Origin of the sequence: Brevibacillus invocatus (assembly GCF_003710915.1) — a bacterium.
Lineage (GTDB): Bacteria > Bacillota > Bacilli > Brevibacillales > Brevibacillaceae > Brevibacillus > Brevibacillus invocatus.
On the sequence record NZ_RHHR01000003.1, the window covers coordinates 115,332 to 141,038 of the forward strand.

Below are 25,707 nucleotides of genomic sequence, written 5' to 3' on the forward strand. Positions count from 1 at the left end.
TCGGAGTGGTCTGGGTTGACTTGCACCCACCGTCAACTCTCTTTTGGTCACAGAACGATTCCTACTATTCCTCTTTTAACGCGTCGATTTTTGCAGTTATAACACGATTATAGTCAATCCTAACCAGTCGTGTCAATCTTTCGGCCGACGAGCCACAAAAAAGTGCCGTTCACTGTCTGCTTGCGGCGGAAGATCGGTAAAGTCTGCTGTCAGCACAACATCCGTAAATCCTGCATCCTGCAGCCAGCGAAAGATCTGCATGGGCTGATACGCACGCTGCCAATGCTCCTCTTCTACCCGCTCGTACAAGCCCGAGGGCTGACGGATGAAGAAGGTGAGCTGATGCTCCACCTCCAAGCGAAGCGGATCGCAGAACGCATTCCAAATATACGAGACATCTTCTTCTACCAGGGTAAACGTCTCATCTCCAAAGACGTGCAGCATCTTATAAGGACTGTGAACATCAAATAAAAACGAGCCACCCGGGGTCAAATGAGCAAATACGCGGCGGAATGTCTCCTGTACGTCTTCCTCTTGTGTCAGATAGCTCAAGGAGTCGCACAAGGAAATGACCGCATCAGCGGGTGTCATCTCAAGCTCACGCATGTCCTGCTCAACCCAGGAGATATCCACTTGCTCCTGCCTCATTTTGTCATACGCGATAGCGAGCATCTCTGCCGACAAATCAACGCCAGTCACCCGATATCCTCGCTTGGCTAACGGAATGGCAACGGAGCCTGTACCGCAGCCCAGATCAATCACATGGAGCGGTTTTTCTCCCTTGCTCCACGTGCGATCCACCCATTCCAGCCATTGATCGTAAGGTGTGTCCGCCATTAATTTGTCGTATATCGCGGCCATGTGCGAATACGCCATGTCGATTACTCCTGCGATGAGAAGGTAACCACTTCGGCATCCTTCCACAGACGCTCAAGATTGTAAAACTCGCGCTCTTCCCGATGGAAGACGTGAATGATCACATCCTCGAGGTCTACGAGTGCCCAGCGACCTTCCTCCTCGCCCTCGATACCACGCACGTTGTAGCCATTTTTATGTGCCTGGTCGCGGATTTCACGGACAATGGCCTGTACCTGACGCTCGTTGTTTCCGTGGCAGATCATGAAGTAATCTGCGATCACGGTCAGGTTCTTGATATCGAGCACCGTAATATTCTCTGCCTTTTTTTCCTCTGCTGCTTTAATAACCAGGCGAGCCAAATCATCAACTGTTCTAACCATTAAACCCTCCTTCTCTCCCTCTGCGGGAAATCAAGTCGTTGTATGCCATCAGTGTCAACGGGAAGACCGTTTTCTGCTTTTCTATCAAGAACTGGATCGTCCCCCCCAATGCCACGGAAAGGGCTGTATCCAAATCCTTTTGAGCCAGATCGCGAATTTGCTCCACGCCTGGATACTGTCGGTTTGGTTCTATATAGTCTGCCACACAAACTACTTTTTCTAACAGCGTCATTCCAACTCTGCCCGTCGTATGGTAGCGTACCGCCTGCAAAATCTCAGGATCCGTCACGCCGATCTCTGTTTGAATGACAATTGCACCAGCAAAAGCATGCCACAGCTCTTTTTCACCTTGGAGAAGCTCCTGCGGCAGGTCATGGCGAACGAGAATGTCGTGCATTTTATCGATCGACCAGCATTTGCAGTAATCATGAAGAAATCCGGCCAATTCGGCCTTTTCTGGATCTGCTCCGAATCTTATTGCCAACTGACGTGCGGTTTCCGCTACGCCGAGTGTATGCTGGTACCGCTTGTCGTGCATTTGCGCTCGCACGCGGGCAAGCAGTGTCTCGCGGTCCATTCGCTCATTCATACAATCGGTTCTCCTTTATATAACGTTCCACTGCGTCCGGTACTAAATAACGAAGACTTTTTCCCTCCGCTACTTTCTGGCGGATCAGGGTGGAAGAAATATCCCATACCGGCATGTTCACGAACTTCACATGTTCTGGATCGGACAGGTCGAGGTCAAAGCCAGGACGTGCCAAGCCGATAAAATCGGTCAAGCCCACCAGCTCCTCGTAGCGATACCAGGTAGGCAGCGTCTTTACCATGTCTCCACCAATGATAAATGAGAAGCGATTGTCCGGATGTTTTTTCACCAGTCGGACCATTGTATCGTAAGAATAGGACGGCCCCTCTCTGTGCAATTCTTCATCAGAGACGCGGAAAGCCGGATGATCTTCAACCGCTAGCCGCACCATAGTCAAGCGATGATGAGCGGGCGTAAGACCTTCTCGACTTTTGTGCGGAGGAATATGTGTCGGCAAGAACCAAATTTCATCCAAGCCTGCCTGCTCACGCGCTTGTTCTGCAGCCAGCAGATGCCCACAGTGAATGGGATCAAAGGTGCCGCCTAGTAAGCCAATGTGTTTTGATTCACCTTTCATAACGGTTCGCCTAAGGCAGCTGGATCGTTTTGTTCTCGCGCGATTCTTTGTACAAGACGACAGTGTGACCAATCAGCTGTACCAGCTCCGCACCAGCACCCGCGGCCAAATCTTCTGCCACTTCGTGCTTGTCATCCAGATTGTTCTGCAGGATCGATACTTTGATCAGTTCACGCACTTCCAGCGCTTCTTTGATCTGGGTAATCATATTTTCATTCACTCCGCCTTTTCCTACTTGGAAAATTGGGCTAAGATGATGGGCTTCTGCGCGCAAAAAGCGCTTTTGCTTGCCGGTTAACATCGGCACGCCTCCTCTATTCAATCAAATCTTATTTTTTCAGTTGTTCCAGTACAACGGCACGCATGGTTTCACTCGGAGCTGCCTGACCTGTCCACAGTTCAAAGGCAAGGGCTCCCTGATTGACGAACATGCCAACACCGGAGTGCACGCGGGCTCCGAGCTCACGAGCCTCTCGCAACAAACGCGTCTCCAAGGGATTGTAGATGAGATCGCTCACGACCAAACCGCTGTGCAGCCACGCCGATGGTACTGGCATATCCTGTACATGCGGAAACATGCCAATCGATGTCGTATTAATCAAAAGCGTCGAGTCTGCGATCGCTGACTCGCCACTTTCCTGCTCCACCACTTGTGTGGGAACGATCGTTCCGACATGCTCAGCCAGGAAAGCTGCTTTCTCCCGTGAACGGTTGATGATGCGAATCTCTTTTACACCTTGTTCGGCAAGAGTAAATGCGACAGCTCTTGCAGCACCACCCGCTCCCAGCAGTGTCACCACTTGCTGGTCCAAGGAAATGCCGGTATCTTCTACAAGCGAACGAACATAGCCCAGTCCATCGGTATTGTAGCCGATCAAGCGGCCGTCTTCGTTTACAACCGTATTGACGGCGCCAATTTTTTTGGCTAATGGATCTATCTCGTCGAGCATCGGCATGATGGCGACCTTGTGCGGGATCGTCACATTCACCCCTTTGATTCCAAGTGCTCGAATGCCTTCCACAGCATCCTCGAGCGCTTCCGGAGAAACATCAAATGCTGCATATGCAAAAGCCAAGCCCGTTTCCGCAAACGCCGCGTTGTGCATCAGTGGCGACTGTGAATGGGAAACGGGATGACCGAACAAACCTACCAGTTGCGTTTTGCTTGTCATCATGATACTCTCCTACCCCCCAGCTTCTCTCTCTATCATATGGCAAGGACTACGGGCTAACCAACCCTTCTTTTTTGCGGGTTTAGATCAATCCTTTGCGCATTCCCACACTGACCCCTTTTGGTGCATGCACAACGACATTCGCCTCGTGTTTGCCTTGCAGGCTGACCCAACCCAACCCGGAGATGACGATATCGGTCGTCATGCCTGTCGGTTTGATTTTAAACGAATGCTTCGCGAAAGGCGGGAGAGCCTTTACCGCTTCCTCACCTGTAGGCGGATTGAGCAGCGTGCCGTGGTGCTTCTGCATCACTTCTTCTGCTTTTTCCAGCTTCGTTCGGTGAATGTACAGATCGTTATCTACATACACAACCAAAGGCTGTCTAGGGCCACGAACAAAATCAACGCGGGCCAGCCCACCCAGGAATAATGTTTGCTCAGGATCAAGCTGATACACCTTGGAATTGATCCGGCTCGTAGGCGTAATTTTACGCAAATCAGCAGGTGAAATCATATGGCCAATCTGCTCGCGGTTGATGATGCCCGGCGTATCGTAGATCGAGCGACCGTCCTCCAAAGGAATCTCGATCTTGTCCAGCGTCGTTCCTGGAAACGGCGAAGTGGTAATCTCCAGCTCTGCCGCACCGTAGTCATGCAAGATGCGGTTGATCATCGTTGATTTTCCAACGTTGGTTACACCGACAATGTACACGTCTCTTCCCTTGCGCAGCTCTCCTATACGAGCGAGCAGCTCGTCGATGTGCAGTCCTTTCTGGGCGCTGATCAGCACCACATCCTCCGGACGCAGGCCACGCTCCTTGGCCTCGTGCTGCATCCAGTTGCGCACGCGATTGAGGTTGATATTGCGCGGCAGCAGATCTACCTTGTTGCCAACGAGCAGGATCGGATTCTTTCCGACAAAGCGCGGCAATCCCTTCAGCCAGGAGCCTTGGAAATCAAAGATATCCACGACCATGACGACGAGGGCTTGTGTAGAGCCGATTCCGTCCAGAATACGCAGGAAGTCGTCGTCACCCATACTGACTGGCGCCACTTCATTGTAATGCTTGATGCGATAGCAGCGCTGGCAGATGACTACTTTTCGGTCAAGTGCCGATGCCGGTGCATAACCGGGCTTTTTGATATCCTCCGTCTGTATCGCGATTCCACAGCCAGCACAGGAGCCAACCGCCTGTTCATTTATGCTTTGCTCTTCCACGAAACCATTCCTTTCCGCTCCATCCAATATAGGGCTACTCGCTCCATCCTGCGATTAAAGCGCGTCCAAAATCCGTCTGTCTGAGCAACGGGCACGACCAAAATCGTATGAAACCCAAGTCGATTGCCGCCCAGTACATCTGTAAACAATTGATCGCCTACGACCACTGTTTCCTCGACCGTCACACCCATCTGGCGAACAGCCTGCAAAAAGGCTTTGTTAGTCGGTTTGCGTGCCGCACAAATAAAAGCGATCTGAAGAGGCTGGCAAAAGCGTTGTACACGTTCCTGATTGTTGTTGGATACGACTGTGACCTGGATACCGGCATCACGCATACGCGCAAGCCAGCGTTCTACCTCCGGTGTAGCCAGCGGCCTGTCCCATTCAACCAATGTATTGTCAAGGTCGGTAATCACCGCTCGTATGTTACGCTGTTTCAACTGTTCTATATCAATGTGGTGGATCGAATCCACGAACTGGCTCGGCATCAGCTTCTGTAAAAGCACGTGGCACCTCCAAACGGCATGAAGCAAAATAACCGTGATTTCGGCACCTACTATACCATATTCAGCCGTACTGTTGCAAAAGAAAACGGATAACGCCCGTACCAATGGCATGGGCGTTTTGACCTCAATGATCCTTTTTCTCTCTTTTCTCCATCAGCCGTAGGACACCCTCCTTTGGCGTCCAGCACTGGAAACGATAGTCGGGGCGTGTCTCATAGGTGAGACGGGAACAGCGATACCCCACTTTGTCCCGCTCCTTTTCTACGCGAAAATGGATGCAGGTCGCACAACAGTGAAATGGATTGGTCTGATCCACGGTTCTCCCCTCTTACTTTAGCGAATTCCAAGTGAACATCGACAGCTGCTCGTAGCGCACTTGCTCGGGCTCGGCAAAATTGCTGAAACCGACGCCTACCAAGCGCACGCCTGCACTGTATGAAAACACGTCAAGCAAATCGTCCAGCAGCTCTTGCCAATTGGCATCTGTCGTCGCTTTGCACTGACGCGTGCGTTGGGTAAAATCGGCGTATTTGATTTTCAGGATAATGGTTTGAGGATGGACATTCTCCTGCCGGATATCTTCCTGCACTTCCTGCAAGATTGAATAAGCAATCTGTGCAACAGCATCCCGATCATACAAATCAAAGGGAAGTGTAGTTTCCCGACTGATCGATTTCGGTGCTCGTTCCATCTCAATATCCCGCTGGTCTTCTCCTCTGGAGCGGTCATACAACGCGCGTCCCCACTTGCCAAACAGCTGGACTACTTCTTCCAGCGACAGCTTCCAGAAATCTTCTACGGTTTCAATTCCTTTTTTTGCGAGCACCTCTTGGGATTTCTTCCCTACCCCATGCAAGGTACCGATCGGCAATGGGCGCAGGACCTCTAAAGCCTGCTCCGGTCGGATAATCACAAAGGCGTCCGGTTTTTTCAAATCACTCGCGATTTTGGCCAGCGACATATTGTAGGAAAGGCCGATACTGCAGGTCAATCCCGTTTCCTTGTGAATACGCCGCTTGATTTCACGTCCGATTGGAACAGCGTCCTCGTAGCTGCTGACATCCAGATACGCCTCGTCCAGCCCGACTGTCTGGTAACGATCCGTATATTGGGCCAGGATCTCTCTGATCTCGGCAGACTTCTCCACATAGCGGGAATAACGGACTGGCAGAAAAATGCCTTGCGGACATTTCTTGCGTGCCAGAGCTACGGGCATCGCCGAGCGCACACCGAACTTACGCGCCTCATAGCTGCATGTGGAGACCACGCCACGATTTCCAGTCCCCCCCACAATGACCGGCTTGCCCCGCAGATGCGGTTGGTCGAGCTGTTCCACGCTGGCGAAAAAAGCGTCCACATCCATGTGCAGGATTTTTTTCATAACGGAGATACCACCAAACATACATTCTCATTTCAACTATTATCTCCGATCTGTGCTTCCTGCGCAAGTAGCGGCAGCCTTTCCCACTAAGATTGGGCAGATATGACCTGCATCAGCTCCGACACAGGAGGATTTCCTTTTTTGGCGTATCGTATCTTTTGATCTTTTCCGATGATGTAAACGATTCGCTGCTGGAAGAAAAGGCCCAGAATCTTGCCTACATCATACGACTCGCGAATCTTCTCCTGCTCATCGACAACCAGCGGAAAGGAGTAGCTGAATTTGTCCGAAAAAGCCTGGTGCTTATTCAAATCAGCTGGGTTGATCCCCAGTACAATCGTATCCAGCTTTTCCAGTTCGCTGTATCGATCCTGGATTCCGCAAAGCTGCTTGGTGCAGACGGGTGTATCGTCACCTGGGTAAAAGATCAGCACGATGTTTTTTTGACCCAAATAATCTTGCAGACGAATGGTTCCTGCTGTGCTTTCCGCAGTAAAGGCGGGAGCAGACATTCCTGGTTTTAGCATCACAATCACCTCTCTCGTAGTATACATGCCATTGAAAAAAGAAAAAACTGCCCCATTTAACATGTGGACAGTTTCTTGCTGCAAGCTTGCTCAGTTGGCTTGTTCTTTGGTTTGTTTGACCTTCGCGACAAACGCTTCGGCAATTTTCAGCATCGTGGAATCATGGCCCCACATGCGCTCAGGGTGCCACTGCAATCCGATATGCAAACCGTCCAGGCTCTCGATCGCCTCGACTACGCCATCTGCTGCCACACCAGTGATCTTGAAGCTTGGCGCGACATCCTTGACAGATTGGTGGTGAGAGGTGTTCACCAGAATCTCCGTGGTACCCAGTGCATCTGCGACCATGCCCGGCTGAAGCTGTACCTTGTGCGCCCCGTATTGACGAGAGCCTTTCTGGGCGTGCTGGAAGGCACCTGGCACTTGACTTGGGATATCCTGAATCAACGTACCACCGCAAGCTACGTTCATGATCTGCATCCCTCTGCAGATCCCCAGCATCGGTTTTTTCTGCTCCAAAGAAAGCTTGATAATGGCAAGCTCTGTCAAATCCCGCTCGTACTCCACTTCTCCCAGACGCTGCAACGGTTCCTCACCGTACAGGTGCGGAGCAGGGTCTTCGCCTCCGGTCAGAATGATTCCATCCACAGCTTCCATCATGGCTTGGAACGGCGGCTCCTGTATACCTAACAACGGCATGATCAGAGGAATTCCTCCAACACGGGCAATCCCGTCCACATAGCCGGAACCCACATAAAAATACTGGTCGAGATTGTTGTTGGGCAAATACATTTTTGAACATACGACACCAATTACCGGACGCACTCAGGTCACTTCCTTGTCTTCAAAGTAGGTAGCTTTTTTAACATGATTCCTGAAAAACTTCTTGCTGTTCAGAGCTTGACTACATACTATTATAGTAAGAAAATTTTGTCTATATTAAAAGGAGTTGTTTTCTATGCTATCCAGCCTCTCCCCCTCTATCGCGCCATTACTGGAAGAATCAGGTGGTGAATGGGGGGTTTATCTCGAAGATTTGCATACCGGTGAACAACTTTCTTTTAATCAAAATGAACGTTTCTATGCAGCAAGTGTGATCAAGGTTCCGATCATGGCAGCAGTCTTTGCCGAGGTGTCTGCAGGCAAATTTGCTTTGGAAACGATAATCAGGCTGCGCCAGGAGGATCAGGTCGGAGGGGCAGGCATTTTGCAGCATATGACGCCTGGTTCTGAGTGGACGGTACAAGATCTGGTCACGCTGATGATTATTCAAAGCGATAATACAGCGACCAACATGCTGATCGATCTCGTCGGAAAAGAGTCGATTCGCAGTATCATGCAGGCGACCGAGATGACCAACAGCCACTTTTACAACAAGCTGATGATTGTACCTGCACAAGTAGAGGGATACAACGAAGTGACAGCTGCCGATCTGGGCAATCACTTGCGTTATCTGGCAAAAGGCAAGGTCATCTCCTACGACAGCTGCGCAAGAATGATGGCCATTTTGAAACAGCAGCAGCATCGCGACCGGATCCCGCTCCACTTTCCTTATCCCAGCGGCGATCTGATTGGCTCTCTGCCCAGCTGGGAGCTCGCGAACAAGACGGGTTCTGTTACCAATATTACACATGATATAGGCATTCTCTACGTCGGTTCGAGCGCTGTCACGATCTGTGTACTGAACAAGGGATTGCCTCAAAAAGCCGCTGTGCAGACCATCGCCAGCATCGGGAAACTGGTATTCGACCTGTACAGCAAGTAATCGACCAAACCACGCCCACCCTCAGCAGGTGGGTCTTTGATTTTTATGACATAAAAAAGCGTGTACGCCATCCTTGCGGGTACGTACACGCTTTTTAGATCGATTATTCTTTTTCCAGGATCAGCTTGCTTACTTCCATGGCACTGGAGAACGAGAGCTCAGACAGCTGTCCTTGTCCTTCGCACCAGTCTCCAGCAAAGAAGAGGTTCCGGTAATCCGGGAGAGAGGTCGGCATCGGTTTTTGTGTCATCGTCCATTTGATCTCCTGGACAATCGCACGCGTGGAAACACGTGGCACCACCAGTTGATCTCTCCAGCCAGGGAAGTGCTTGTCGTACAGATTTTCGATTTCCTGCTTGCGCTGTTCCACGATCTCTTTGTTACCAACCTCGGATTGGCGCAGGTAGGCAGTGGCCTGAAGCAATTGACCGCCTTCTGGCACACAGCTGTGGTCGTAGTACGAGATATCGGTAATAAAAATGTTGTTTTGCTTGTCGTAAATATAGGAATAAGGCACGTCAATGCGTTCCTTCAAGCCTACGTCATACACGACAACGACTGTCGGTTCGTACTCGGCATATTGGGCAATGGCATGCTCCAGACGAGTTTCGCTGAAGACCTTCACCATTTCCTTTGGTGGGATACAGCTGACGAATTCATCTCCTGTAATCTCACCATCCGGTGTCACGACTCCTACAACCCGTTCGTCTTCTACGTGAATGGACTCGACCTTGGTTTTGGTCAAAATCGTACCATTGTTCGCCTCGATGACACGTACAAACTCCGAAATCAGCGCTTGCCAGCCTCCACCGATGTATGCAACCGGTTTGTTCGTCATAAACAAGCGGCTGTAATAATTGAAGAATACATCCGATGGAATCTTTTCAGGTTCACGGGTGAAGAAGTTGGAGGATGCCAGCGTCAGCATCATTTCCTTGACTTCCTCGTTGATGTGCTTTTTCTCCATCCACTTTTGAATCGAGAGATGGGGGTGTCCCTGCTCCATTTTCAGCATCGTTTTTAAAATTTCAAACGTAAACAATACTTTGTCCAAGCCTTTCAACAGCCTGGTTTGGAAAAGGCCCTGCACATTCGCCGGAACCGCTGTCAAGTCGCTTCCGATATCGTACTTTGCCTTGGTTGGATTGAAGTCTTGCCAATCAATCTTCAAATCCAGTTCTTTTTCAAACGTTCTCAGAACAGAACTGTCACGTGCGTAAATCGCATGTGCCCCGAAGTTAAAGTTGAAGCCTTTGATTTTCAAAGTTACGGCACGGCCACCCAATTGTCCGCGCTCCAATACAGCTACTTTTTTGCCTTTCGACGATAGATAGGCGGCTGTAGAAAGACCCGCAAGTCCTCCGCCTACGACAACAACGTCATAGTGATTGGTTGTCATACACAATCTCCCCTACGCGCTAGCGATGTTGATCTACTATATGATTTACGTCAAACCCAATCATTAGAATACTGGATATACGAAGCAGAAGTCAATCATTATTGAACTCTGTCTATTTTTATACTGGTATATACCATTTTTTACCTGACAGTGTTGTCATACGAAGTGGATTCCTTTTCCAAATCAGGTGGGTAAAGATGTGTCTGCTCTCCCCTTGTCGGAGATCTGAACTAGTATTCCCTTCCAACCAACGGATATCCAGCATCAACTTGATTGACAGGATACGATCGTACATGGAACTTGAAAAAAAATAAACATCCCTTCGTCGAACGGTTCTACCCACATCTTTGCACATGAACCCGCAAAAAAAGGACTTGATCAGGCATATCATGTAAGCAAGCTGTACGACAAGTAGCCGCTGCCCGTCTCGCAGAGGATTTGCCCGATGCTGAGATCGAGCAGTTGCTGCGATGGCCGGTCAGCGGCATGAGATCAAGAATTCTTGACTTCTTTAGTTCTGTTCATTTCGTCGCGTCATCTGCTGCCAAACTGTACCGCTGGCAGCTTCTCCGCTCTCAATCCGCTCCAGAGCCATTTTCACCTGCAGGCTCACTTCAAATTCCGGATCGTTCTGCGCCTCCTGCAAGGCTTCTAGTGCCGATTCGTCCCCAACCTCAAAGAGAAAGCGGGCCGCACGCCAGCGCACCAGCTTGTTCCGATCCTTGAGCGCCTTGCACATTGCCGGGATTGCTCGGGGATCTCCCAAATCAGACAAGGTATCGCCTGCCGTGCGCCGTACAGAGACGGAATCATCCTGAAGTGCCTGATACAAGAGCGGATATACCGCCTCTGTCTCAACCATCCCTAGATAGACTACGGCTTGTCTGCGGATTGAGGATTTGGTATCCTGCAAAGCTTTTTCTAAAACAGGCAGATCATCCACTGTCGGCTCCATCCGATCAAGAGCTGCATATCGTTTTTGCCAGTCCGGATCGTCAAGCATATCGAGAGTGACAACCTTCTTCTCACGACGGATCGGCTCCGGAGCTTCTCCCGGCCCTTGCTGCATCGCTCGTGCGACGAGTTCCTCTACCCGCTCAGCTGGGTAAGAAGCATCGATTTCCTGAGCCACTTCTTCTCCAATCTCGCGCAAATCCCCGTATCGTACACCGTGCTCCACCCATTTTCGTTCCATCAGCAAATTAGGCGAAGCTGAACCAGCGCGAACAGCCGCTTGCCCAAATCTCTCCGGCAGAGCGGCACGAATCTGCTCGTTCCCCATCGTCACCTTTACTTGCATCGGTACATCGCGGAACATCTGGATATACACCTGCGCTTCACCAAATGCTGCACTGCTATCTTCTGCGCCAAAATCAGGAACTGCCAGATCCGTGCCTGCGTGTAAAATCTCGCGAGCTTGAGTCAGGATCTTTTGCCAATCAGCATTCGACTTGCGTTCCAGCGCAAGAAAATCTGCAGTATGAAAAATGGAGACAACTCCATCGATAGACAACAGCTTGCCCATCATCGCAGGAGCCTGCTCCGATTTATCTTTTGTATAGACACGTTGAACACCATCTGGCAAACGCTCGTCCACGTTCAGCTTCATCACATTTGGACTTGGCGTCGGCTCAATGGATAACAGTTTCATGCTTCGTCACTCCTTTTCTCAGCGCTACTCCCAGCTTCCCCTTCATGGTAGCACGGAATTCAACGGGAGTTCCAATGTACAGCTTCAATACCTGCACTTTGCCCTTCTCAGATAGGAAGCTTGTAGTAGTCGTTGGCAGACTTGACAAAAAATCCGCACGATTCGTATAGCGATAAGGCCCCACTATTCACACAGGCCATCTGAAAACCGTGGACATTCAGCCAAATCAATGTCTCCATATCTTCCTCTTCGGCCAGTCGCAATTGGACAGATCCGAGATGGGGACTGATCTTTTATTGGGCTGAAGGTCCATCCAGTATTCGGAAAATGAATATTCGGCACCCAGGCTTTCTACAAACGCCTTGCCTGATGCGGATTCCCGCTGAACAATAAACAGCTGATGTGGTATGCTCCGCTTTTTGCATTCATCAGCCGACATCTCCTGAAGTGTACGGAAAATACCAGCTCGCCGGTAATCAGGATGAACCATTCCACTAACTTCTGCTTCTCCTCCATGAAAGGAGTAGAGTGTCAGGGTTCACTTTCAGATCGATTCCGTCATGCTCGTTGCAAAGCTGGACCAGCTTCTGGATGGCAGCCAGTTCGTCGGCCTCCAATGTAGCTTTTGCTACGAAAAGTGGTGAGATCATGCTCTTCCCCCTCTAAAAATAATGGCGTCTTAACTCTTGCACAATCTCCTCCAGATTATTGGCGACCTGCGGAATCGCGTATCCGACGTAAAGCGGAGAGGTCACGAATCGCGGAACGACCTTTGCCACCAGCTTCTGGCCCCAATGATAGAAGAAAAAGTTGTAGCTTTGAAAACGCGGATTGACGTGATGTAGGATCCAGTGAGCCAGTATTTGCAAGTAATCCGCCATTTTCCCCATCTGACCCCAATCGGAAAGGACGACATTGTACTCAAAAAAACCGGCTCTAGGCAAGGTGGAGAGAGTAAGCTCCACTCCGGTATCCCGATCAATCACTATCCCAGTAAAATCGGAATCCTTTACCTGCTGGAGATAATCGTATTGGTTCAGGCCCACAATCTGCATATGGGGATGACGAATGCTGCCACCCGAATACGGGCCGTGGTTTTTGAAGAATAGAACGGACTGATATACGCCGCTTCGCTCCATTTCGAGCCATTTCTCCACCCCAAACGCCAGCAAAGCGCGAACATGCTCTTTGGAGTAAACAGACCAGTCACCCTCACACTGATCTGACTCTACCAGGACGGTTTGATGTGTTTCCTTCAGCACGGGATACTTATTTTTCAGCCAGATCATCGTGCCCCGTTTTTCCAGCACATCCGTCAAGCTGTTTCGATCGCAAAATGGGCATGCTGTCTCGCGGTTATGGACACTTTCGGGCTTTTTTCTGCCAATGTGTATGTCAAAGTGCAAATGCGTCTGTGTCATCCCATTCCCTCCTGTTTCCCACTCCTTTTACTTTACATGGAAACTCCGTAGGCGTAAATCGTTCCACTCTTTCTTGATTTGCAGGTTATTCGCTTCACAAAAGGATATCCGTGTTTTACGATTACAGCAGATCCACTACCCTGAGGAGGTTTACCTATGATATCCATACACAAAGCTGCCTCCCGTTACACAGCCGATCACGGATGGCTAAAGAGCAACTTCAGCTTTTCATTCGCAGAATACTACGACCCATCGAACATGAGCTTCGGACCTCTGCGCGTTTTCAATGATGATACGGTTCAGCCGAATATGGGATTTGGCGCTCGGCCATCGAGACAGTACGGGTAGACAAGAAATCGTTCGCCCCGGCGAAGTTCAGCGGATGAGTGCCGGTACAGGGATTGTCCATTCCGAGATGAATCCTTCGTCTACTGAGGACGTACAATTCCTGCAGCTCTGGTTTGAGCCTGCCCAGTACGGCTTGACCCCATCCTATGAACAAAAGGCCTATGACCCTAGCAAACTGACGAATCGGCTACACCCTGTTGTTTCTGCCAAGGGTGGCGAAGAGACTGCCTTGATTCATCAGGATATGACTCTCTATTTGTCAAAGCTGGAATCTGGACAGACGCTTCAATTCGAGCAAACCGCCGGACGTCGAATATACCTGTTCGTCATGGAAGGGGAGCTTTTGCTTAATCAAGAGGAACTGCTTCATCGCCGGGACGCAGCGCGAATCACGGAGCAGCCCAGCCTTGAGATTGCCACATCATCCGGTGCCTTCTTCATGCTGATCGATTTGCCCTAACATCGAATAGACGACATGACATCCGCAGCTTAAGTACGGATCTAGGCTGCGGCTTATTTTTTGTCTCAATTCCATCGTTTACAATCGTAGTAGTGAATGACAAAAAGGGGTTGGAGGAGCATGGAAAGATCGTTTTACTATCCGGTTAGCTGGAGTGAAGCTCACCGGTATAAACTTCTTCTGGATGAGGAAGGCGTACCCTATGAAATCCTGACCCCATTGGATTTGCCTGTGCTGGAAGAGGGCATGCTGGCCATCGTCTTTCCTTCCATCCCACTGCGCCTGTATGCATCGGTACGAAACCTGTTTTACCGGGATGGATTGCGATACCCCGATCCGATGTCTCGAGATATCTGGATCCGCTGACTGAACAGTGTCATGAGGTACATCTGCGGACGGCGAACATAGGATGTGGTAGTACGGGAGGTGGAGGAGATGCCGTCCTACAACATCCGCATTTCGATTACTGATCTCAGGCTTGACCTTTTTGATGGTAGCAAGCTAGTTCGCTCTTTTCCTGTTGCTCTAGGAAAGATCGCCACTTCTACCCCGCGAGGAGATTTTACGATAATCAACAAAGTTCCTTATCCGAATTCCTACCCCGGCGGCCCACTCAGTGTGTTCGGCACCTTTTGGCTAGGGTTGAGCAAGCCACATTATGGAATTCACGGAACCAATAACCCTGCCTCTATCGGTCATTATGTATCTCACGGATGCATCCGCATGTACAATCAGGACGTGAATGAGCTAGCCAAGCTTGTTCCTATCGGGACTCCCGTCCGTATTCGCCAGAAATAGGCCCAAGGAAAACCAAAACCCGCACTCTTCAGGAGAGGCGGGTTTTGCCATGACTCAAATTTTCGGTTGTGTTGGTTGTATTGGTTTCGTCAGATTCCAGGTAAACAATATAGCGCCTGGCTTGCTTGTACATAATCGACAAAGTCAATTCCCGGATTTTGTTCATGATCTCTTCTTTTTGTTCCGGCACATCCGTAACCAGTGCTTCTTCTTGAGTAGCCAGATAGGACATTACCCACTCTGGGTCCAGTTTGTATGCAGGCAAAGACAGCGACTCCTCTACTCTGTAATCCTCATTAGTCTACATGAAGGAAGCTGTCGTTCACAGCATCAATAACTGGCTGTATAAGCATAGTTTGACAACAAGTCCATTATTTCGTTGCTCAGGATCTTCCTTCAAGCCCCATCGCACAAGGTTACAAACTCACCTGGATTGGACCGAATCGTGCGACCTATTCTGAGCAAAGTACCTTCACTCAGCTCTTGATATCTTTGATAGAGTCGGCTGGCTTCCTCTATCAAGCTGGGATCCTCCTCCAGATCCAGGACAGATATTTGCGACATCTGAATGCCTAATCGCTGATTCCGTTCTTCTAGCACTACTTTCATTTCTTCTAAAAGGTGGAGGATATCTTCCTGCTCAAAATAGCGCAAGCCTGCCTGTATTCCGATCCAGTATGAAAAATGGTCCAACGTATAGGCGATCCAGCTGACGAACTCGGCAACAGATGGATGTGCGTGATCATGCAAGACATGAAACATGAACAACGCCCGCTGTCCTGCGGTTAACTCCTTATACACTTCCATCTTGACCTGTGGGCTTTTCCCCTGAACCTGCTGCTGCACATGCTCGATACACGCACGTCCCAGCAGCTCAGTCTGCCAGGCATCAAATTTTTCCCGTTTCATTTTCGCCAACATAGAATCACACTCCCTTCCATGATTATACAGGAAAAAATCCAAGGATAGCTTTTTCAGTTGGGGGATTCCACCTTTAAACATACCGAAAAAAAGTGATAGAATTGGAAATATTGTTGTGGAAAGGGGCAAAAGATGAAGAGTGCTGTGATCAGGAGGCCAAAAGCTTATCTGAATCAAGACATTGTGAGTGACGGCAAAGAAAGATACTTTCTCATCGCTTGCGATGGAGATAAAATAATCGGAACTATCGAATACGGCCCTCAAGCGAGCTGATCCATTCTTGTACGGAACATGCCTATAAAGAACTGCCTGAACTGGGTACCGTCTTCGTCCATCCAGCCTATCAAGGGCAAGGGGTTGGCAATCAACTGTTAATCGAGATGTTCGCAACCTTTAAGAACAAAGGTATAGAAGAAGTTTGTTTGGATAGCGGCTATACTCGGGCACAAAAAATCTGGCAGCATAAATTCGGTGAGCCTGCTTATCTGTTGCAGGATTACTGGGGTGAAGGCGTTCCTCACATGATTTGGCGAGTCAACGTGAATGACTTCGTATCCGAGAAATCACCCATGGAAGCAAGAAAGGCAGTGGCCGCCTTAAGCTCCACTGCTTTTACATGCTCATCTGATTACTTATGATTTTCCCTGCTCCAATTCTTCGACCAAGGAAGAAAGCACTGCCCACCGTTCGACGGCTGCTTCCAGGTCGGCAGCCACCTGCTGTTCCTCTGCGAACAGCTTCTCCACCTTGGCGTAGTCACTGCCAGATGCGGCGATTTCCTGTTTTAACACAACAAGCCGTTCTTCGAGAGCAGCAATTCTCCCTTCGATCCCATCCCACTCCTTTTGATCCTTGTAGGACAGCTTGCGGGTTCGGTTATTCCCTCTGTTGCCACTGCTTTTCTCCGTATTATCCGTCTGATTTTTGGCTACCTCTGGGGACGGTTCCTCGCTTTTTTCCATCCGTCTGATCTCCAGGTATTCGGAATAATTCCCGAAGAAGTGACGGATGCTTCCTTGTCCTTCAAAAGCGAAGAGGTGTTCAATGGTGCGATCCAGAAAGTAGCGATCATGCGAAACCGTAATCACGGCACCAGGAAACTGCTCCAGATAATCCTCCAGAATGCTCAGCGTCTGAATATCCAAATCGTTCGTCGGCTCATCCAGGAACAAGACGTTCGGCTCGCCCATCAAGGTACGCAGCAGGTAGAGACGGCGCTTTTCTCCACCAGAGAGCTTGGAAATCGGCGTCCACTGCATATGGGGTGAAAACAAAAAGCGTTCCATCATTTGCGAGGCGGTAATGGTCTGCCCGTCACTTGTCGAAATGACCTCAGCTGCTTCTTTCACATACTCGATCGCTCTAAGCTTCTCATCCATTTCCACATTATGCTGGGTGTAATAGGCGATTTTGACCGTCAACCCCACGTCTACCTGACCAGAATCCGGCTCTATGCGCCCTGCCAATATGTTTAGCAAGGTAGATTTCCCGCTTCCATTTGGCCCAATGATGCCTATACGATCACCCGGAGCGACGATGTAGCTAAAATCTTCAATCAGTTTGCGGTCCCCGAAGGATTTGCTCACTTTTTCAATTTCAATTACTTTTTTTCCTAGACGACTGGCTCCAAGCGCCATGTCCATTTTCGCCGATGGACCTTCTACCACACGATCGCGCAGCTCCTCAGCCCGTTGAACGCGAGCTTTTTGCTTGGTAGTCCGCGCTTTGGCTCCTCGCCTGAGCCACGCCAGTTCCCTGCGAAGCAGATTTTGACGTTTGCTCTCTGCTGCAGCCTCGTTTTCTTCTCTCTCCGCTTTTTTCTCCAGGAATGTCGCGTAATTGCCCTCGTAGCTATACAGCTTACCGCGATCCAGCTCAAACGTGCGATTGGTTACCCTGTCGAGAAAATAGCGATCGTGGGTGACGAGCAGCAGGGCTCCTTTATAGCGGGTCAGATACTCCTCCAGCCATTCCACTGTCTCGTTGTCGATGTGGTTGGTCGGTTCGTCCAAAATGAGCAAGTCTGCAGGTTGGATCAGGGCTCGAGCCATTGCCACTCGCTTGCGCTGCCCCCCGGACAGTTCGCCTACTCGCTGCGAAAAATCATGGATACCCAGCTGAGTTAGAATCATTTTTGCCGTCGTGTTGCTCTCCCATGCATCTGCAGCATCCATTTTGCTTTGCAAGGAAAATACGCGGGACTGCTTTTTCTCATCGTCTGGTGCTTTTTGCAGGTCCGCCAGTGCCTGCTCATACTCACGCAAGAGCTGAATCAGTGGAGAATCTCCATAAAAGACCTGATCCAGTACAGTAGAGTTCTCGTCAAAGCTTGGGTTCTGCGGCAGATATTCGACGACGAAGCGATTGGCGTGTACAACCTTGCCGCTGTCAGCCGTATCCAGGCCAGCAAGTATTTTGAGCAGCGAGGATTTTCCAGTCCCATTTACCCCAATCAGACCAATTCGCTGCTGTTCTGCAATATGAAAGGAAATGTTATCAAACAATACTTTTTCTCCGTAGCCTTTGGAGAGGTTTTCCACAGATAGTATTTGCATATTCGTCTCCTGTACGTTTCGATTCACCAGTACCATTGCACATCACGCGCACATGAACAAATGGTAACATGTTTTGGCTGTTAGCTCTAGTTGGTTGTCTGCTGCAGTACGATTTTCAATGGAAGGAAAATTTCAAATCTAGCGCTTTTACGGCAAGAGTGGGAGAAGCCTTATCCTCCCACTCTTTTTTGATGAATGATCGTCCTATTCGTGTATCCTGGCTAACACCTCGCCAATCCTCTCCCCATGTATCAACAAATCCGCCCAATCATCGAGCGGTGTAGGATCATGATTGACTATCACCAGCTTGGCACCCCCCTCTTTTGCACGCTGAGGAAACCAATTGGCCGGACTAACCGCTAAGGAAGAGCCTAGAACAATGAATAAATCTGCCTGATCTGTCCACTGCTGCGCCTGTTCCACTTCCTGATACGGCAATGATTCTCCGAACAAAACAACAGAAGGTCGCAGAAAACCGCCGCAGGCACACGCTGTCCCCCCTTGCTCCAGATACCGTGAACTGGGGTATACCTTTGCACATGTGCTGCAATGCACAGTCTCCAAGGTTCCATGTAGCTGAGCTACTTTTTTGCTGCCTGCCCGTTGGTGAAAACCATCTACATTTTGTGTAATGATTCCGCAGATCCTGCCTGACTCCTCTAAACCTGCCAAGATCTCATGTCCGCGATGTGGCTTGCAAGCCAGCAAGCCCTCCACTCGTGTACGGTAAAAAGTAATGAAATCATCCCGGTGATGAAGCATGGCCTGGGTACTGGCCAGCCTCATCGGGTCTTTTCCTTGCCATAATCCTTTTTGCGAGCGAAAATCCGGCAAACCGCTCTCTGTCGACATACCCGCTCCTGTGAACACAACCACAGATGCTGCTTCCCGCAGCAAATCGCCCAGTCTGTTCATCATGGATCACTTCCTTTCACCCCGGCCTTATTTGTACATATTGTAAAGGAAGGCATTCCATTCTGTATAGGAAGGAGGGGTTGAATGACCACCTATTTCGTCTCAGATATTCACGGGCAATACCCGACCTTTCAGCAAGCTCTTCAAAACACTTCTTTTTCCCTGCAAAATGGAGATGCGCTCTACGTTATCGGCGACATGGTGGACAGGGGCCCAAAATCAAAAGAAGTGCTGTTCCATTTGCTGGAGATGCGACAGGTTTATCCGGATCAAGTATTTTTGATTAAAGGAAACCATGAGCAGATGCTGCAGGATTGGCTGCAAGGACAGGGTAACCCTGAACTCTATCTGCGCTATAACGGCGGAGATGCGACTATCCGATCTCTTCTGGATGACCACCCCTTGCGACGCGCTTTTCTCGGTCGTATGCCCACACAGGAAGAACAAGATCATGCCCGTCAAGTCATCATGAGCCGCTACCCGCAGCTGCTTCCTGCGCTTGCTTCGCTTCCGCTGTATTTGGAACTGCCCGCTGACCCACGAACCGATTCTCCCCCAGTCTTGCTCGTCCATGCAGGGATCCGTCCCCATGTCCCACTATCCGCACAGAGACCGGAGGATTTACTCTGGATACGCCAGCCTTTTTACGAGCATTATGACGGAAGCCTGCCTGTGATATTTGGACATACGCCTGTCGATCGCCTTCCTGACTATAGCGGGAAAGGTCCCTGGAAACGAAACAATATCATTGGGATTGATGGCGGTGCCGGCTATCAACGCGGAGTCCTTTTGCTGCAATGGCCGACTCTGGAATACTGGTATACGCCCGTCCAGAATGTGCAAAGCGTCTTTACGTTTGCAAATCCAAATGAAAAAGGATGGAAAGTATAGTGTTTTTGGCAATTGAAAAATGTACCAAATGGCAATTAACAATATTCATTACAATGACTATTCATGCATTTATTAGCCTGCTTGACATGGAGCCGACACGGGCATGACTCCAGGCAAAAGACTGCAGATTATCATGTCTACAGGCATGTAAGCCTAAGCCCGCTGTGAATGTCAATCAAAATGTTGACCACCGTGCTCATCAAAAAATTGACCACCATGGCAAAAATCAATCCACCCGTCGGGTGGGTAACTTTATGTTGAGCAAAATGGTCAACATTTTGGCGAGCGTTCACAATTATCCTCTATATAATACAAAAATACTCGTCGACGGATCTTAAATGTGTGCTGTCTATATGTCTTTTAGTTGGATACGGGTGGTGTGCATATGCAGTCATTTCAACTAGCAATAAAATTAACATCAATAAAACAAAAGAAAAACTTTTAAAAACTCTTTTCATGAAATAGTCCCTCCTAAAAACTAGTTTAATAGAGTAACAAATAACAACCCTTAAATTGTTTTTTATACAATATATGGAAATTAATGTATGATTATATTATTATTGATGAGACGAAATTTCAATAACTTTTTTTGAGGGAGGTTTTTATGGGTAGATTATCTATTGTTTTAGAATTAGTTTTAGTTACGTTATTATTAATTGGGTGTGAAGAAAGAGACAGCATGAGTTCTCATTCTATCGTCGATCGTGACATGTTAGTTGAACAATTTCATTTAATTCATGACTTTAATTCTGGTGAGGAGTTCAATACGGAAGAGTTAAAATCGATACAGACCCATACTCAGAGAAGCAATTATAAACTTGTTCTTTTACATTTTTTTACTCACCAATTAAAACAAGATATTGAGTCATTTCAAACAATAAATGAAATCGACAATATCCGTCACATTTTAGTTTTAACTAAAGAAAACTTTGTCTATCGAGTGGATTTAAAACAGTGGCGGGAGTTTAATAATATTTGGACTGTAGATATGTATGGAAATGCCCCACTTTCGATTGTCGAAAAATAACAAAGATTTGGCCCTAATTCCAGATAATAGCAAAGTGGATTAATTAGGGACTTGACCCTTGAAAAAATTCTACTAAGTATCATTTGCTTAATTTTGTTGACTTGAATCACTTTAACGGAACTTTTGTCGAGTCTCCCAAATATAAAAGGGACATCAGCCCTTTTTTAGTGAAATTGACGGTATTGAAACCAATTTCCACAATAAGGGGTATGTACAACTTCCATGTTACCTTACACTTGGCAATAATCTAGCTCATTCCGGGACTTCAGTTGGAGTTCGAGGGTACCAGTTACGTTATTTAGATACTTTCGTTCACGGTATGATTCTTTGCTAGGGGCAGGGAACATATCCAGAATCTCAACGCATCCTGGAACCATCGACTTCTTTGTTGTATCACACGCTTCTTCAACAGGTTCACCTGGAGACCGTTGTCCGTATTTCCGGGAGAACTAGTGTAACGAGGATCAGCGTGTGTTCATGAGTAAAGACTAGCTTGCGATTGACATGATCGACTCATTTCCGGCAATCAAAGAGGAAGTCGTCTATGTGCTAAAGGACCTGTAATTTTCGCAGCTTCCATATCATCCGCCGTGAAAATCAAACCATAAAATCTTGGCTTAACGAAAGCAAATTTACAAGAGTCAAGTTAATATTCCTTTCACAAATTGTTACTTTTTATAATCCGCTTTCAATTCGTAATTATGGTAGAATATTAAACGAGGTGTTGATATGAAACGCGAAAAAATCCTAGAGCAAGGCATGTTTTTCTCCTGGGGAATCTCTCTGATCGCGACATCAGGAAGTCTCTTTTTTTCCGAGGTTCTCAAATACATACCCTGTGAGTTATGCTGGTACCAGCGCATCTTGATGTACCCGCTTGTGATCTTGCTAGGTGTGGCGTCTGCCAGAAAGGATTACAAGATGTCCCTGTACGGATTGATTCTTTCCGTGATAGGCGGCTTGATCTCGCTCTACCATTATGCCATTCAGAAAATCCCTTTTCTGCACGAGATGGGAAACTCTTGCGGTATCGTGCCGTGTAACACCGCTTATATCAACTGGTTTGGCTTTATCACGATTCCTTTTCTGGCACTTGTAGCCTTCATTTTGATCGGAATCATGCAGTACATCGTCCTAAAAAATGTAAAGGAGAAATAGGCTTTGAAAAAAATTATCTTCCTATCTGTTCTTGTTGCAGCTTTGCTGATTGGCGCGATCGTGTACTCCGACATCTCCAATCGCGAAATAGCAGCAGGAAACCCTTACGGAAAATCTACGCTGCATCCTGCAACACTGGAACAATTGAACGATCCTCTTTACGACAATCAAATCCTGCCAGACGATCTAAAAACACGCCTGGAGAATCAGGAAGATCTATACGTTTACTACTTCAGTCCAACGTGTGAGCACTGCATCGCTACGACACCTGTCCTGGTTCCGATTGCCAAAGACATGAACATCGATATGAAGAAGCACAACCTGCTTGAATTTACTTCCAGCTGGGATACGTATCAAATCACAGCTACTCCAACTCTCATCCACTACAAGGGCGGTAAAGAAGTTGCTCGTCTGGAAGGCGGAAGAGATGGCGAGCTGTGGAAAAAATGGTTTGAAGAACAACAGCAAGGCTCGTAATAAGACGCTTCGGCCTCCCGTTTGGATGAACGGGGGGCTTCTCTTATGATGGCGGCGTGACAGATGTGTGAACACTTCGGCTTTTCTCGTGTAAAAATAGCCCTTACGAGTCATTAGGCTTATCCTGAATCATGCCTATAATAGGTAATGGGGAACATCATTGGAAAACGGAGGTAGTACCATGAATCTCACCTATCTGACGGAAACTTTTGGCTTTCGCGGGACATGGAACCCTGAGCTGATCGTGCTTACCGTTTTGATCGGAGTCGCTTATTATTCATTTATCGGTCCCTTGCGTCACACCTTTCCAGACGCAGAGCCAGTTTCATTACGACAAAAAATCATGTTTTCGGCGGGACTGCTCCTTTTTTACTTTAGTCTGGGAAGTCCATTAAACGTGAGCGGTCATTTCTTGTTCAGCGCTCACATGCTGCAGCAGTCACTCTTGTACTTGGTCATGCCCCTGCTGATTCTGGCCGGCACACCCAAGTATTTATTCCGTTATCTCGCGAGTTACGGTTGGATTCGGATGATCCTGAAAATCTTCACCCACCCGCTTCCAGCCGTTATCCTGTTTAATGCTCTGTTTTCGTTCTATCATGTGCCTTTCATTCTCGATCTGGCCATGAACAACCTGGCCATGCACAACCTGATTCATCTCATTCTCTTAATCGCCGCTTTCTTCATGTGGATGCCCGTTATTGCGCCTGTTCCCGAAATTCATCGGTTAACTCATCTGCAAAAGCTGGCCTACATTTTCGCCAATGGCGTATTGATTACTCCAGCGTGCGCACTGATCATGTTTGCTGGAGCACCTATGTACGACACCTACTTGAATGGTCCAACCATGCTTTGCGCACCATTTTTCTCTGCCCCTATCGACAAGTCTATGTTTACGATTACAATGGATCCACTGGAGGATCAACGATTGGGCGGAATTTTGATGAAGCTGATGCAGGAATTGAACTATGGCATCGTGCTCGCTTATGTATTTACGACCTGGTACCGGAAAGAAAGGGATCAGCCCGACGAGGGACTGTTGCCCCACTAATACCCACATGAGAGGGAGAGGAGTCCAAGAATGTCTGCAGCATCTGCCACTGCGATAAGAATGCGAAAATTGCTCGTCTTCTTGCCGCTTCTCGTTTTTGCCGTACTAGTGGTATCCTGGTTCTGGGGACAACCCAAAAATGTACAGGCCGCACTGCCTGATGTAACATTGGAAAACATCGATGGAGGCACCTTCCCCCTCACCAATACACACAAAAATCTAAGACTGGTGGAGCTGATCTATACGCGCTGTCCTGATGTATGCCCCACTACCACAGTGAAAATGGTGCAGCTGCAAAAGCGGCTGATGGAAGCCAACCTGATGGGAAACGGTGTTGAGTTTTTGACGGTGACCATCGATCCGCTCAATGACACACCGGATGTGCTTCGTACTTACGCGAAGAATGTGGGAATTGACCCGCAGGGGTGGAAGATTCTTCGTGGTGATGAAGCTACCATCGAGACAGTGACACGCTCACTCGGATTCTTTGCCAATCGTATGGAAGACGGCTTCATCTCTCACACGACCAGCACCTACCTGGTAGACGAAAACAATGTCGTCTTGCGCAAATTCGGCATGGGCGAAGATTTTGATCCGGATCAAATCTACCAGGAGCTGATGAACTTGAAACAGAAAGGGTAATGATCGGAAATGATTTTGAGACGCTTGATATACACGCTGCCATGTCTGCTCTTGCTCACTGCAGTGACCGCATGTGGCAATGATCAGCAACAGACGGCGATACTTCCATCGACACCTGTAGATGCAGCCTTCACTATGGAACCCAGTCAGCCTGCTGCTGGAGATACCGTTACCTTTGCCGTCACGGTGACGCAAGAAGGCCAGCCAGTGGATGATGCCAGCGAAGTCAAATTTGAGTGGTGGAAGGAAGGACAGGAGCCTCACGCCATGCTGCCTGCTACCTTCCAGAAGGACGGGCTCTACATTGCCAAGCAGCCCATTACCGAACCAGGATCGTACTTCGTCTATTATCATGTTACGGCACGTGATTTTCACACGATGAAGAAGATTCCCTTTACCGTTACTGGAGAAGACAACACAACCACTCCGGAAACGTCTCCACCATCTCCGGATGAAACGACTGCAGGCACACCACATGAACACGGAACGAATCCTTCTGCAGGAGGACAGGTAGAACTCCATTTCATGCCTCCAAAAGAGGTGCGAGCCGCGGAAGAAGCCTGGTTGGGTGTACATGTCATGCAGGAAAACGAAGTCATCGAAAAAGCGACTGTCCGTTTGGAGTACTGGCTAGGATCAGATGAGAAGCACGCTTTTCTCGACACAACGGAATCTCATCCCGGCCAATATGGGGCGAAGATTGCCTTTCCCACCTCCGGCACTTACACAGTGAAGGTTCACGTGGAAAAAGGCGAAATACACGACCACAAAGATTTTACTCTTTCTGTTCAGTAAAAAATCTCTTTCGCAGGAAGTTCAAGGATAGACAACCGCGAATTCATCAAGAAAAAGCAAAGGCGCTGGCCTCCCTTCGAAGAGAAAGGAAGCCAGCGCTTTTGTCCGTTGCTTTCAAAAGATGACGTATTGCTAACAAGTGAAATAGGCGACTCGATTTACAACAAGCTCGTCAAAGATCCACCGATTGTTACGCCAACGAAAGCCAATCACGCTATTACGTC

31 protein-coding genes, 2 pseudogenes and 1 other annotated feature (1 of these 34 cut by a window edge) are annotated in these 25,707 nt (G+C 48.6%); of the genes and pseudogenes, 13 read left to right on the forward strand and 20 right to left on the reverse strand.

The genetic code is table 11. The annotated features are described in order from the left end of the window. Positions 1-88 (reverse strand) — a binding site (T-box leader) (it extends 155 nt beyond the left edge of the window). Positions 89-132: 44 nt separating this feature from the next. The 12 genes from EDM52_RS01385 to EDM52_RS01440 all read right to left on the reverse strand — a co-directional run bounded on the left by EDM52_RS01385 (position 133) and on the right by EDM52_RS01440 (position 8,034). Next, complete coding sequence (locus EDM52_RS01385; RefSeq protein ID WP_122907238.1) at positions 133-876, reverse strand: class I SAM-dependent DNA methyltransferase; 744 nt, start codon at positions 874-876, stop codon at positions 133-135. Between the two features lie 5 nt (positions 877-881). Continuing rightward, complete coding sequence (rsfS, locus tag EDM52_RS01390; RefSeq protein WP_122907239.1) at positions 882-1,238, reverse strand: ribosome silencing factor; 357 nt, start codon at positions 1,236-1,238, stop codon at positions 882-884. Next, positions 1,231-1,827 carry a bis(5'-nucleosyl)-tetraphosphatase (symmetrical) YqeK gene (yqeK, locus tag EDM52_RS01395; protein WP_122907240.1) on the reverse strand — a complete coding sequence of 199 codons (597 nt, stop codon included), beginning with the start codon at positions 1,825-1,827 and terminating at the stop codon, positions 1,231-1,233. Before yqeK ends, rsfS begins: the two co-directional genes overlap by 8 nt. Continuing rightward, complete coding sequence (locus tag EDM52_RS01400) at positions 1,820-2,404, reverse strand: nicotinate-nucleotide adenylyltransferase (protein ID WP_122907241.1); 585 nt, start codon at positions 2,402-2,404, stop codon at positions 1,820-1,822. The genes yqeK and EDM52_RS01400 overlap by 8 nt, the downstream gene beginning before the upstream one ends. Before the next feature lie 10 nt (positions 2,405-2,414). Next, positions 2,415-2,705, reverse strand: a complete 291-nt coding sequence (gene yhbY, locus EDM52_RS01405; protein WP_122907242.1) for a ribosome assembly RNA-binding protein YhbY — start codon at positions 2,703-2,705, stop codon at positions 2,415-2,417. A gap of 28 nt (positions 2,706-2,733) precedes the next feature. Then, a complete protein-coding gene (locus EDM52_RS01410) occupies positions 2,734-3,579 on the reverse strand; it encodes a shikimate dehydrogenase (protein WP_122907243.1) in 846 nt (281 codons plus the stop codon). A gap of 79 nt (positions 3,580-3,658) precedes the next feature. Beyond that, positions 3,659-4,780: a ribosome biogenesis GTPase YqeH gene (gene yqeH, locus EDM52_RS01415; protein ID WP_122907354.1), complete on the reverse strand. Its 1,122-nt coding sequence runs from the start codon at positions 4,778-4,780 to the stop codon at positions 3,659-3,661. Next, the gene (locus EDM52_RS01420; protein WP_122907244.1) at positions 4,777-5,301 is read right to left on the reverse strand and encodes a YqeG family HAD IIIA-type phosphatase; all 525 of its coding nucleotides are present in this window, start codon (positions 5,299-5,301) and stop codon (positions 4,777-4,779) included. The genes yqeH and EDM52_RS01420 overlap by 4 nt, the downstream gene beginning before the upstream one ends. 124 nt (positions 5,302-5,425) lie before the next feature. Then, positions 5,426-5,617 carry a hypothetical protein gene (locus EDM52_RS01425; protein WP_122907245.1) on the reverse strand — a complete coding sequence of 64 codons (192 nt, stop codon included), beginning with the start codon at positions 5,615-5,617 and terminating at the stop codon, positions 5,426-5,428. Between the two features lie 12 nt (positions 5,618-5,629). Beyond that, complete coding sequence (locus EDM52_RS01430; protein WP_122907246.1) at positions 5,630-6,682, reverse strand: DNA polymerase IV; 1,053 nt, start codon at positions 6,680-6,682, stop codon at positions 5,630-5,632. 86 nt (positions 6,683-6,768) lie between these two features. Then, complete coding sequence (locus EDM52_RS01435) at positions 6,769-7,209, reverse strand: peroxiredoxin (RefSeq protein WP_122907355.1); 441 nt, start codon at positions 7,207-7,209, stop codon at positions 6,769-6,771. 90 nt (positions 7,210-7,299) lie between these two features. Beyond that, positions 7,300-8,034, reverse strand: a complete 735-nt coding sequence (locus EDM52_RS01440) for a gamma-glutamyl-gamma-aminobutyrate hydrolase family protein (RefSeq protein WP_122907247.1) — start codon at positions 8,032-8,034, stop codon at positions 7,300-7,302. A 133-nt stretch (positions 8,035-8,167) separates the two neighbouring features. Between EDM52_RS01440 and EDM52_RS01445 the strand changes: the two genes are divergently transcribed. Further along, positions 8,168-8,974 carry a serine hydrolase gene (locus EDM52_RS01445; RefSeq protein ID WP_122907248.1) on the forward strand — a complete coding sequence of 269 codons (807 nt, stop codon included), beginning with the start codon at positions 8,168-8,170 and terminating at the stop codon, positions 8,972-8,974. Between the two features lie 103 nt (positions 8,975-9,077). Here EDM52_RS01445 and EDM52_RS01450 read toward each other — a convergent pair whose 3' ends face one another. The 4 genes from EDM52_RS01450 to EDM52_RS01465 all read right to left on the reverse strand — a co-directional run bounded on the left by EDM52_RS01450 (position 9,078) and on the right by EDM52_RS01465 (position 13,445). Continuing rightward, positions 9,078-10,373, reverse strand: coding sequence for a phytoene desaturase family protein (locus EDM52_RS01450; RefSeq protein ID WP_122907249.1), 1,296 nt, complete (start codon positions 10,371-10,373; stop codon positions 9,078-9,080). Positions 10,374-10,884: 511 nt separating this feature from the next. Beyond that, positions 10,885-12,024: a virulence factor gene (locus EDM52_RS01455; RefSeq protein WP_122907250.1), complete on the reverse strand. Its 1,140-nt coding sequence runs from the start codon at positions 12,022-12,024 to the stop codon at positions 10,885-10,887. A gap of 494 nt (positions 12,025-12,518) precedes the next feature. Then, entirely contained in the window at positions 12,519-12,674 is a 156-nt protein-coding gene (locus EDM52_RS25055; RefSeq protein WP_245996416.1) for a hypothetical protein, read from the reverse strand. Between the two features lie 12 nt (positions 12,675-12,686). Further along, the gene (locus tag EDM52_RS01465; RefSeq protein WP_122907251.1) at positions 12,687-13,445 is read right to left on the reverse strand and encodes a DUF4931 domain-containing protein; all 759 of its coding nucleotides are present in this window, start codon (positions 13,443-13,445) and stop codon (positions 12,687-12,689) included. A 156-nt stretch (positions 13,446-13,601) separates the two neighbouring features. Here EDM52_RS01465 and EDM52_RS01470 point away from each other — a divergent pair. The 3 genes and pseudogenes from EDM52_RS01470 (at position 13,602) to EDM52_RS01480 (ending at position 15,051) form a co-directional block, all read left to right on the forward strand. Next, positions 13,602-14,253 (forward strand): annotated as a pseudogene (locus EDM52_RS01470) (pirin family protein). A 120-nt stretch (positions 14,254-14,373) separates the two neighbouring features. Beyond that, positions 14,374-14,619, forward strand: a complete 246-nt coding sequence (locus EDM52_RS01475) for a hypothetical protein (protein WP_122907252.1) — start codon at positions 14,374-14,376, stop codon at positions 14,617-14,619. Between the two features lie 69 nt (positions 14,620-14,688). Beyond that, a complete protein-coding gene (locus EDM52_RS01480; RefSeq protein ID WP_122907253.1) occupies positions 14,689-15,051 on the forward strand; it encodes a L,D-transpeptidase in 363 nt (120 codons plus the stop codon). Positions 15,052-15,079: 28 nt separating this feature from the next. On the opposite strand, the gene EDM52_RS01485 is transcribed toward EDM52_RS01480, so the two are convergent. Next, complete coding sequence (locus tag EDM52_RS01485) at positions 15,080-15,316, reverse strand: hypothetical protein (RefSeq protein ID WP_122907254.1); 237 nt, start codon at positions 15,314-15,316, stop codon at positions 15,080-15,082. Positions 15,317-15,447: 131 nt separating this feature from the next. Beyond that, entirely contained in the window at positions 15,448-15,972 is a 525-nt protein-coding gene (locus tag EDM52_RS01490; protein ID WP_122907255.1) for a hypothetical protein, read from the reverse strand. A 368-nt stretch (positions 15,973-16,340) separates the two neighbouring features. Here EDM52_RS01490 and EDM52_RS25590 point away from each other — a divergent pair. Both EDM52_RS25590 and EDM52_RS25595 read left to right on the forward strand, forming a co-directional pair. After that, positions 16,341-16,385, forward strand: a pseudogene (locus tag EDM52_RS25590) (hypothetical protein); the annotation flags it as partial. Between the two features lie 9 nt (positions 16,386-16,394). Beyond that, positions 16,395-16,610, forward strand: coding sequence for a hypothetical protein (locus EDM52_RS25595; RefSeq protein ID WP_415783066.1), 216 nt, complete (start codon positions 16,395-16,397; stop codon positions 16,608-16,610). Here the strand turns inward: EDM52_RS25595 and EDM52_RS01500 are convergent. After that, complete coding sequence (locus EDM52_RS01500) at positions 16,605-18,527, reverse strand: ABC-F family ATP-binding cassette domain-containing protein (protein ID WP_122907256.1); 1,923 nt, start codon at positions 18,525-18,527, stop codon at positions 16,605-16,607. The genes EDM52_RS25595 and EDM52_RS01500 overlap by 6 nt on opposite strands. Positions 18,528-18,731: 204 nt before the next feature. Then, positions 18,732-19,442: an NAD-dependent deacylase gene (locus tag EDM52_RS01505; protein ID WP_415783067.1), complete on the reverse strand. Its 711-nt coding sequence runs from the start codon at positions 19,440-19,442 to the stop codon at positions 18,732-18,734. An 84-nt stretch (positions 19,443-19,526) separates the two neighbouring features. On the opposite strand from EDM52_RS01505, the gene EDM52_RS01510 reads away from it, so the two are divergent. The 7 genes from EDM52_RS01510 (at position 19,527) to EDM52_RS01540 (ending at position 25,483) form a co-directional block, all read left to right on the forward strand. Beyond that, positions 19,527-20,333 (forward strand): metallophosphoesterase family protein, encoded by an 807-nt coding sequence (locus tag EDM52_RS01510; protein WP_122907258.1) that lies wholly within the window; start codon positions 19,527-19,529, stop codon positions 20,331-20,333. A 604-nt stretch (positions 20,334-20,937) separates the two neighbouring features. Further along, positions 20,938-21,360 carry a hypothetical protein gene (locus EDM52_RS01515; protein ID WP_122907259.1) on the forward strand — a complete coding sequence of 141 codons (423 nt, stop codon included), beginning with the start codon at positions 20,938-20,940 and terminating at the stop codon, positions 21,358-21,360. A 729-nt stretch (positions 21,361-22,089) separates the two neighbouring features. Then, on the forward strand, positions 22,090-22,518 hold the full coding sequence (locus EDM52_RS01520; protein WP_122907260.1) for a disulfide oxidoreductase: 429 nt from the start codon (positions 22,090-22,092) through the stop codon (positions 22,516-22,518). 3 nt (positions 22,519-22,521) lie between these two features. Then, entirely contained in the window at positions 22,522-22,995 is a 474-nt protein-coding gene (locus tag EDM52_RS01525; protein WP_122907261.1) for a thioredoxin family protein, read from the forward strand. Positions 22,996-23,176: 181 nt separating this feature from the next. Then, positions 23,177-24,046, forward strand: a complete 870-nt coding sequence (gene ctaG / locus EDM52_RS01530; protein ID WP_122907262.1) for a cytochrome c oxidase assembly factor CtaG — start codon at positions 23,177-23,179, stop codon at positions 24,044-24,046. Positions 24,047-24,076: 30 nt separating this feature from the next. After that, positions 24,077-24,688: an SCO family protein gene (locus EDM52_RS01535; protein WP_122907263.1), complete on the forward strand. Its 612-nt coding sequence runs from the start codon at positions 24,077-24,079 to the stop codon at positions 24,686-24,688. Positions 24,689-24,697: 9 nt separating this feature from the next. Continuing rightward, positions 24,698-25,483: a FixH family protein gene (locus tag EDM52_RS01540; RefSeq protein ID WP_122907264.1), complete on the forward strand. Its 786-nt coding sequence runs from the start codon at positions 24,698-24,700 to the stop codon at positions 25,481-25,483. The last annotated feature ends 224 nt before the right edge of the window (positions 25,484-25,707 follow it).

What these genes read in the sequence shown, in the direction of transcription:
- EDM52_RS01385 (WP_122907238.1), bottom strand. Translation starts at nt 876, where the DNA reads ATGGCGTATTCGCACATGGCCGCGATATACGACAAATTAATGGCGGAC.
- rsfS (WP_122907239.1), bottom strand. Translation starts at nt 1,238, where the DNA reads ATGGTTAGAACAGTTGATGATTTGGCTCGCCTGGTTATTAAAGCAGCA.
- yqeK (WP_122907240.1), bottom strand. Translation starts at nt 1,827, where the DNA reads ATGAATGAGCGAATGGACCGCGAGACACTGCTTGCCCGCGTGCGAGCG.
- EDM52_RS01400 (WP_122907241.1), bottom strand. Translation starts at nt 2,404, where the DNA reads ATGAAAGGTGAATCAAAACACATTGGCTTACTAGGCGGCACCTTTGAT.
- yhbY (WP_122907242.1), bottom strand. Translation starts at nt 2,705, where the DNA reads ATGTTAACCGGCAAGCAAAAGCGCTTTTTGCGCGCAGAAGCCCATCAT.
- EDM52_RS01410 (WP_122907243.1), bottom strand. Translation starts at nt 3,579, where the DNA reads ATGATGACAAGCAAAACGCAACTGGTAGGTTTGTTCGGTCATCCCGTT.
- EDM52_RS01430 (WP_122907246.1), bottom strand. Translation starts at nt 6,682, where the DNA reads ATGAAAAAAATCCTGCACATGGATGTGGACGCTTTTTTCGCCAGCGTG.
- EDM52_RS01435 (WP_122907355.1), bottom strand. Translation starts at nt 7,209, where the DNA reads ATGCTAAAACCAGGAATGTCTGCTCCCGCCTTTACTGCGGAAAGCACA.
- EDM52_RS01445 (WP_122907248.1), top strand. Translation starts at nt 8,168, where the DNA reads ATGCTATCCAGCCTCTCCCCCTCTATCGCGCCATTACTGGAAGAATCA.
- EDM52_RS01450 (WP_122907249.1), bottom strand. Translation starts at nt 10,373, where the DNA reads ATGACAACCAATCACTATGACGTTGTTGTCGTAGGCGGAGGACTTGCG.
- EDM52_RS01455 (WP_122907250.1), bottom strand. Translation starts at nt 12,024, where the DNA reads ATGAAACTGTTATCCATTGAGCCGACGCCAAGTCCAAATGTGATGAAG.
- EDM52_RS25055 (WP_245996416.1), bottom strand. Translation starts at nt 12,674, where the DNA reads ATGATCTCACCACTTTTCGTAGCAAAAGCTACATTGGAGGCCGACGAA.
- EDM52_RS01465 (WP_122907251.1), bottom strand. Translation starts at nt 13,445, where the DNA reads ATGACACAGACGCATTTGCACTTTGACATACACATTGGCAGAAAAAAG.
- EDM52_RS01475 (WP_122907252.1), top strand. Translation starts at nt 14,374, where the DNA reads ATGGAAAGATCGTTTTACTATCCGGTTAGCTGGAGTGAAGCTCACCGG.
- EDM52_RS01480 (WP_122907253.1), top strand. Translation starts at nt 14,689, where the DNA reads ATGCCGTCCTACAACATCCGCATTTCGATTACTGATCTCAGGCTTGAC.
- EDM52_RS01490 (WP_122907255.1), bottom strand. Translation starts at nt 15,972, where the DNA reads ATGTTGGCGAAAATGAAACGGGAAAAATTTGATGCCTGGCAGACTGAG.
- EDM52_RS01500 (WP_122907256.1), bottom strand. Translation starts at nt 18,527, where the DNA reads ATGCAAATACTATCTGTGGAAAACCTCTCCAAAGGCTACGGAGAAAAA.
- EDM52_RS01505 (WP_415783067.1), bottom strand. Translation starts at nt 19,442, where the DNA reads ATGAACAGACTGGGCGATTTGCTGCGGGAAGCAGCATCTGTGGTTGTG.
- EDM52_RS01510 (WP_122907258.1), top strand. Translation starts at nt 19,527, where the DNA reads ATGACCACCTATTTCGTCTCAGATATTCACGGGCAATACCCGACCTTT.
- EDM52_RS01515 (WP_122907259.1), top strand. Translation starts at nt 20,938, where the DNA reads ATGGGTAGATTATCTATTGTTTTAGAATTAGTTTTAGTTACGTTATTA.
- EDM52_RS01520 (WP_122907260.1), top strand. Translation starts at nt 22,090, where the DNA reads ATGAAACGCGAAAAAATCCTAGAGCAAGGCATGTTTTTCTCCTGGGGA.
- ctaG (WP_122907262.1), top strand. Translation starts at nt 23,177, where the DNA reads ATGAATCTCACCTATCTGACGGAAACTTTTGGCTTTCGCGGGACATGG.
- EDM52_RS01535 (WP_122907263.1), top strand. Translation starts at nt 24,077, where the DNA reads ATGTCTGCAGCATCTGCCACTGCGATAAGAATGCGAAAATTGCTCGTC.
- EDM52_RS01540 (WP_122907264.1), top strand. Translation starts at nt 24,698, where the DNA reads ATGATTTTGAGACGCTTGATATACACGCTGCCATGTCTGCTCTTGCTC.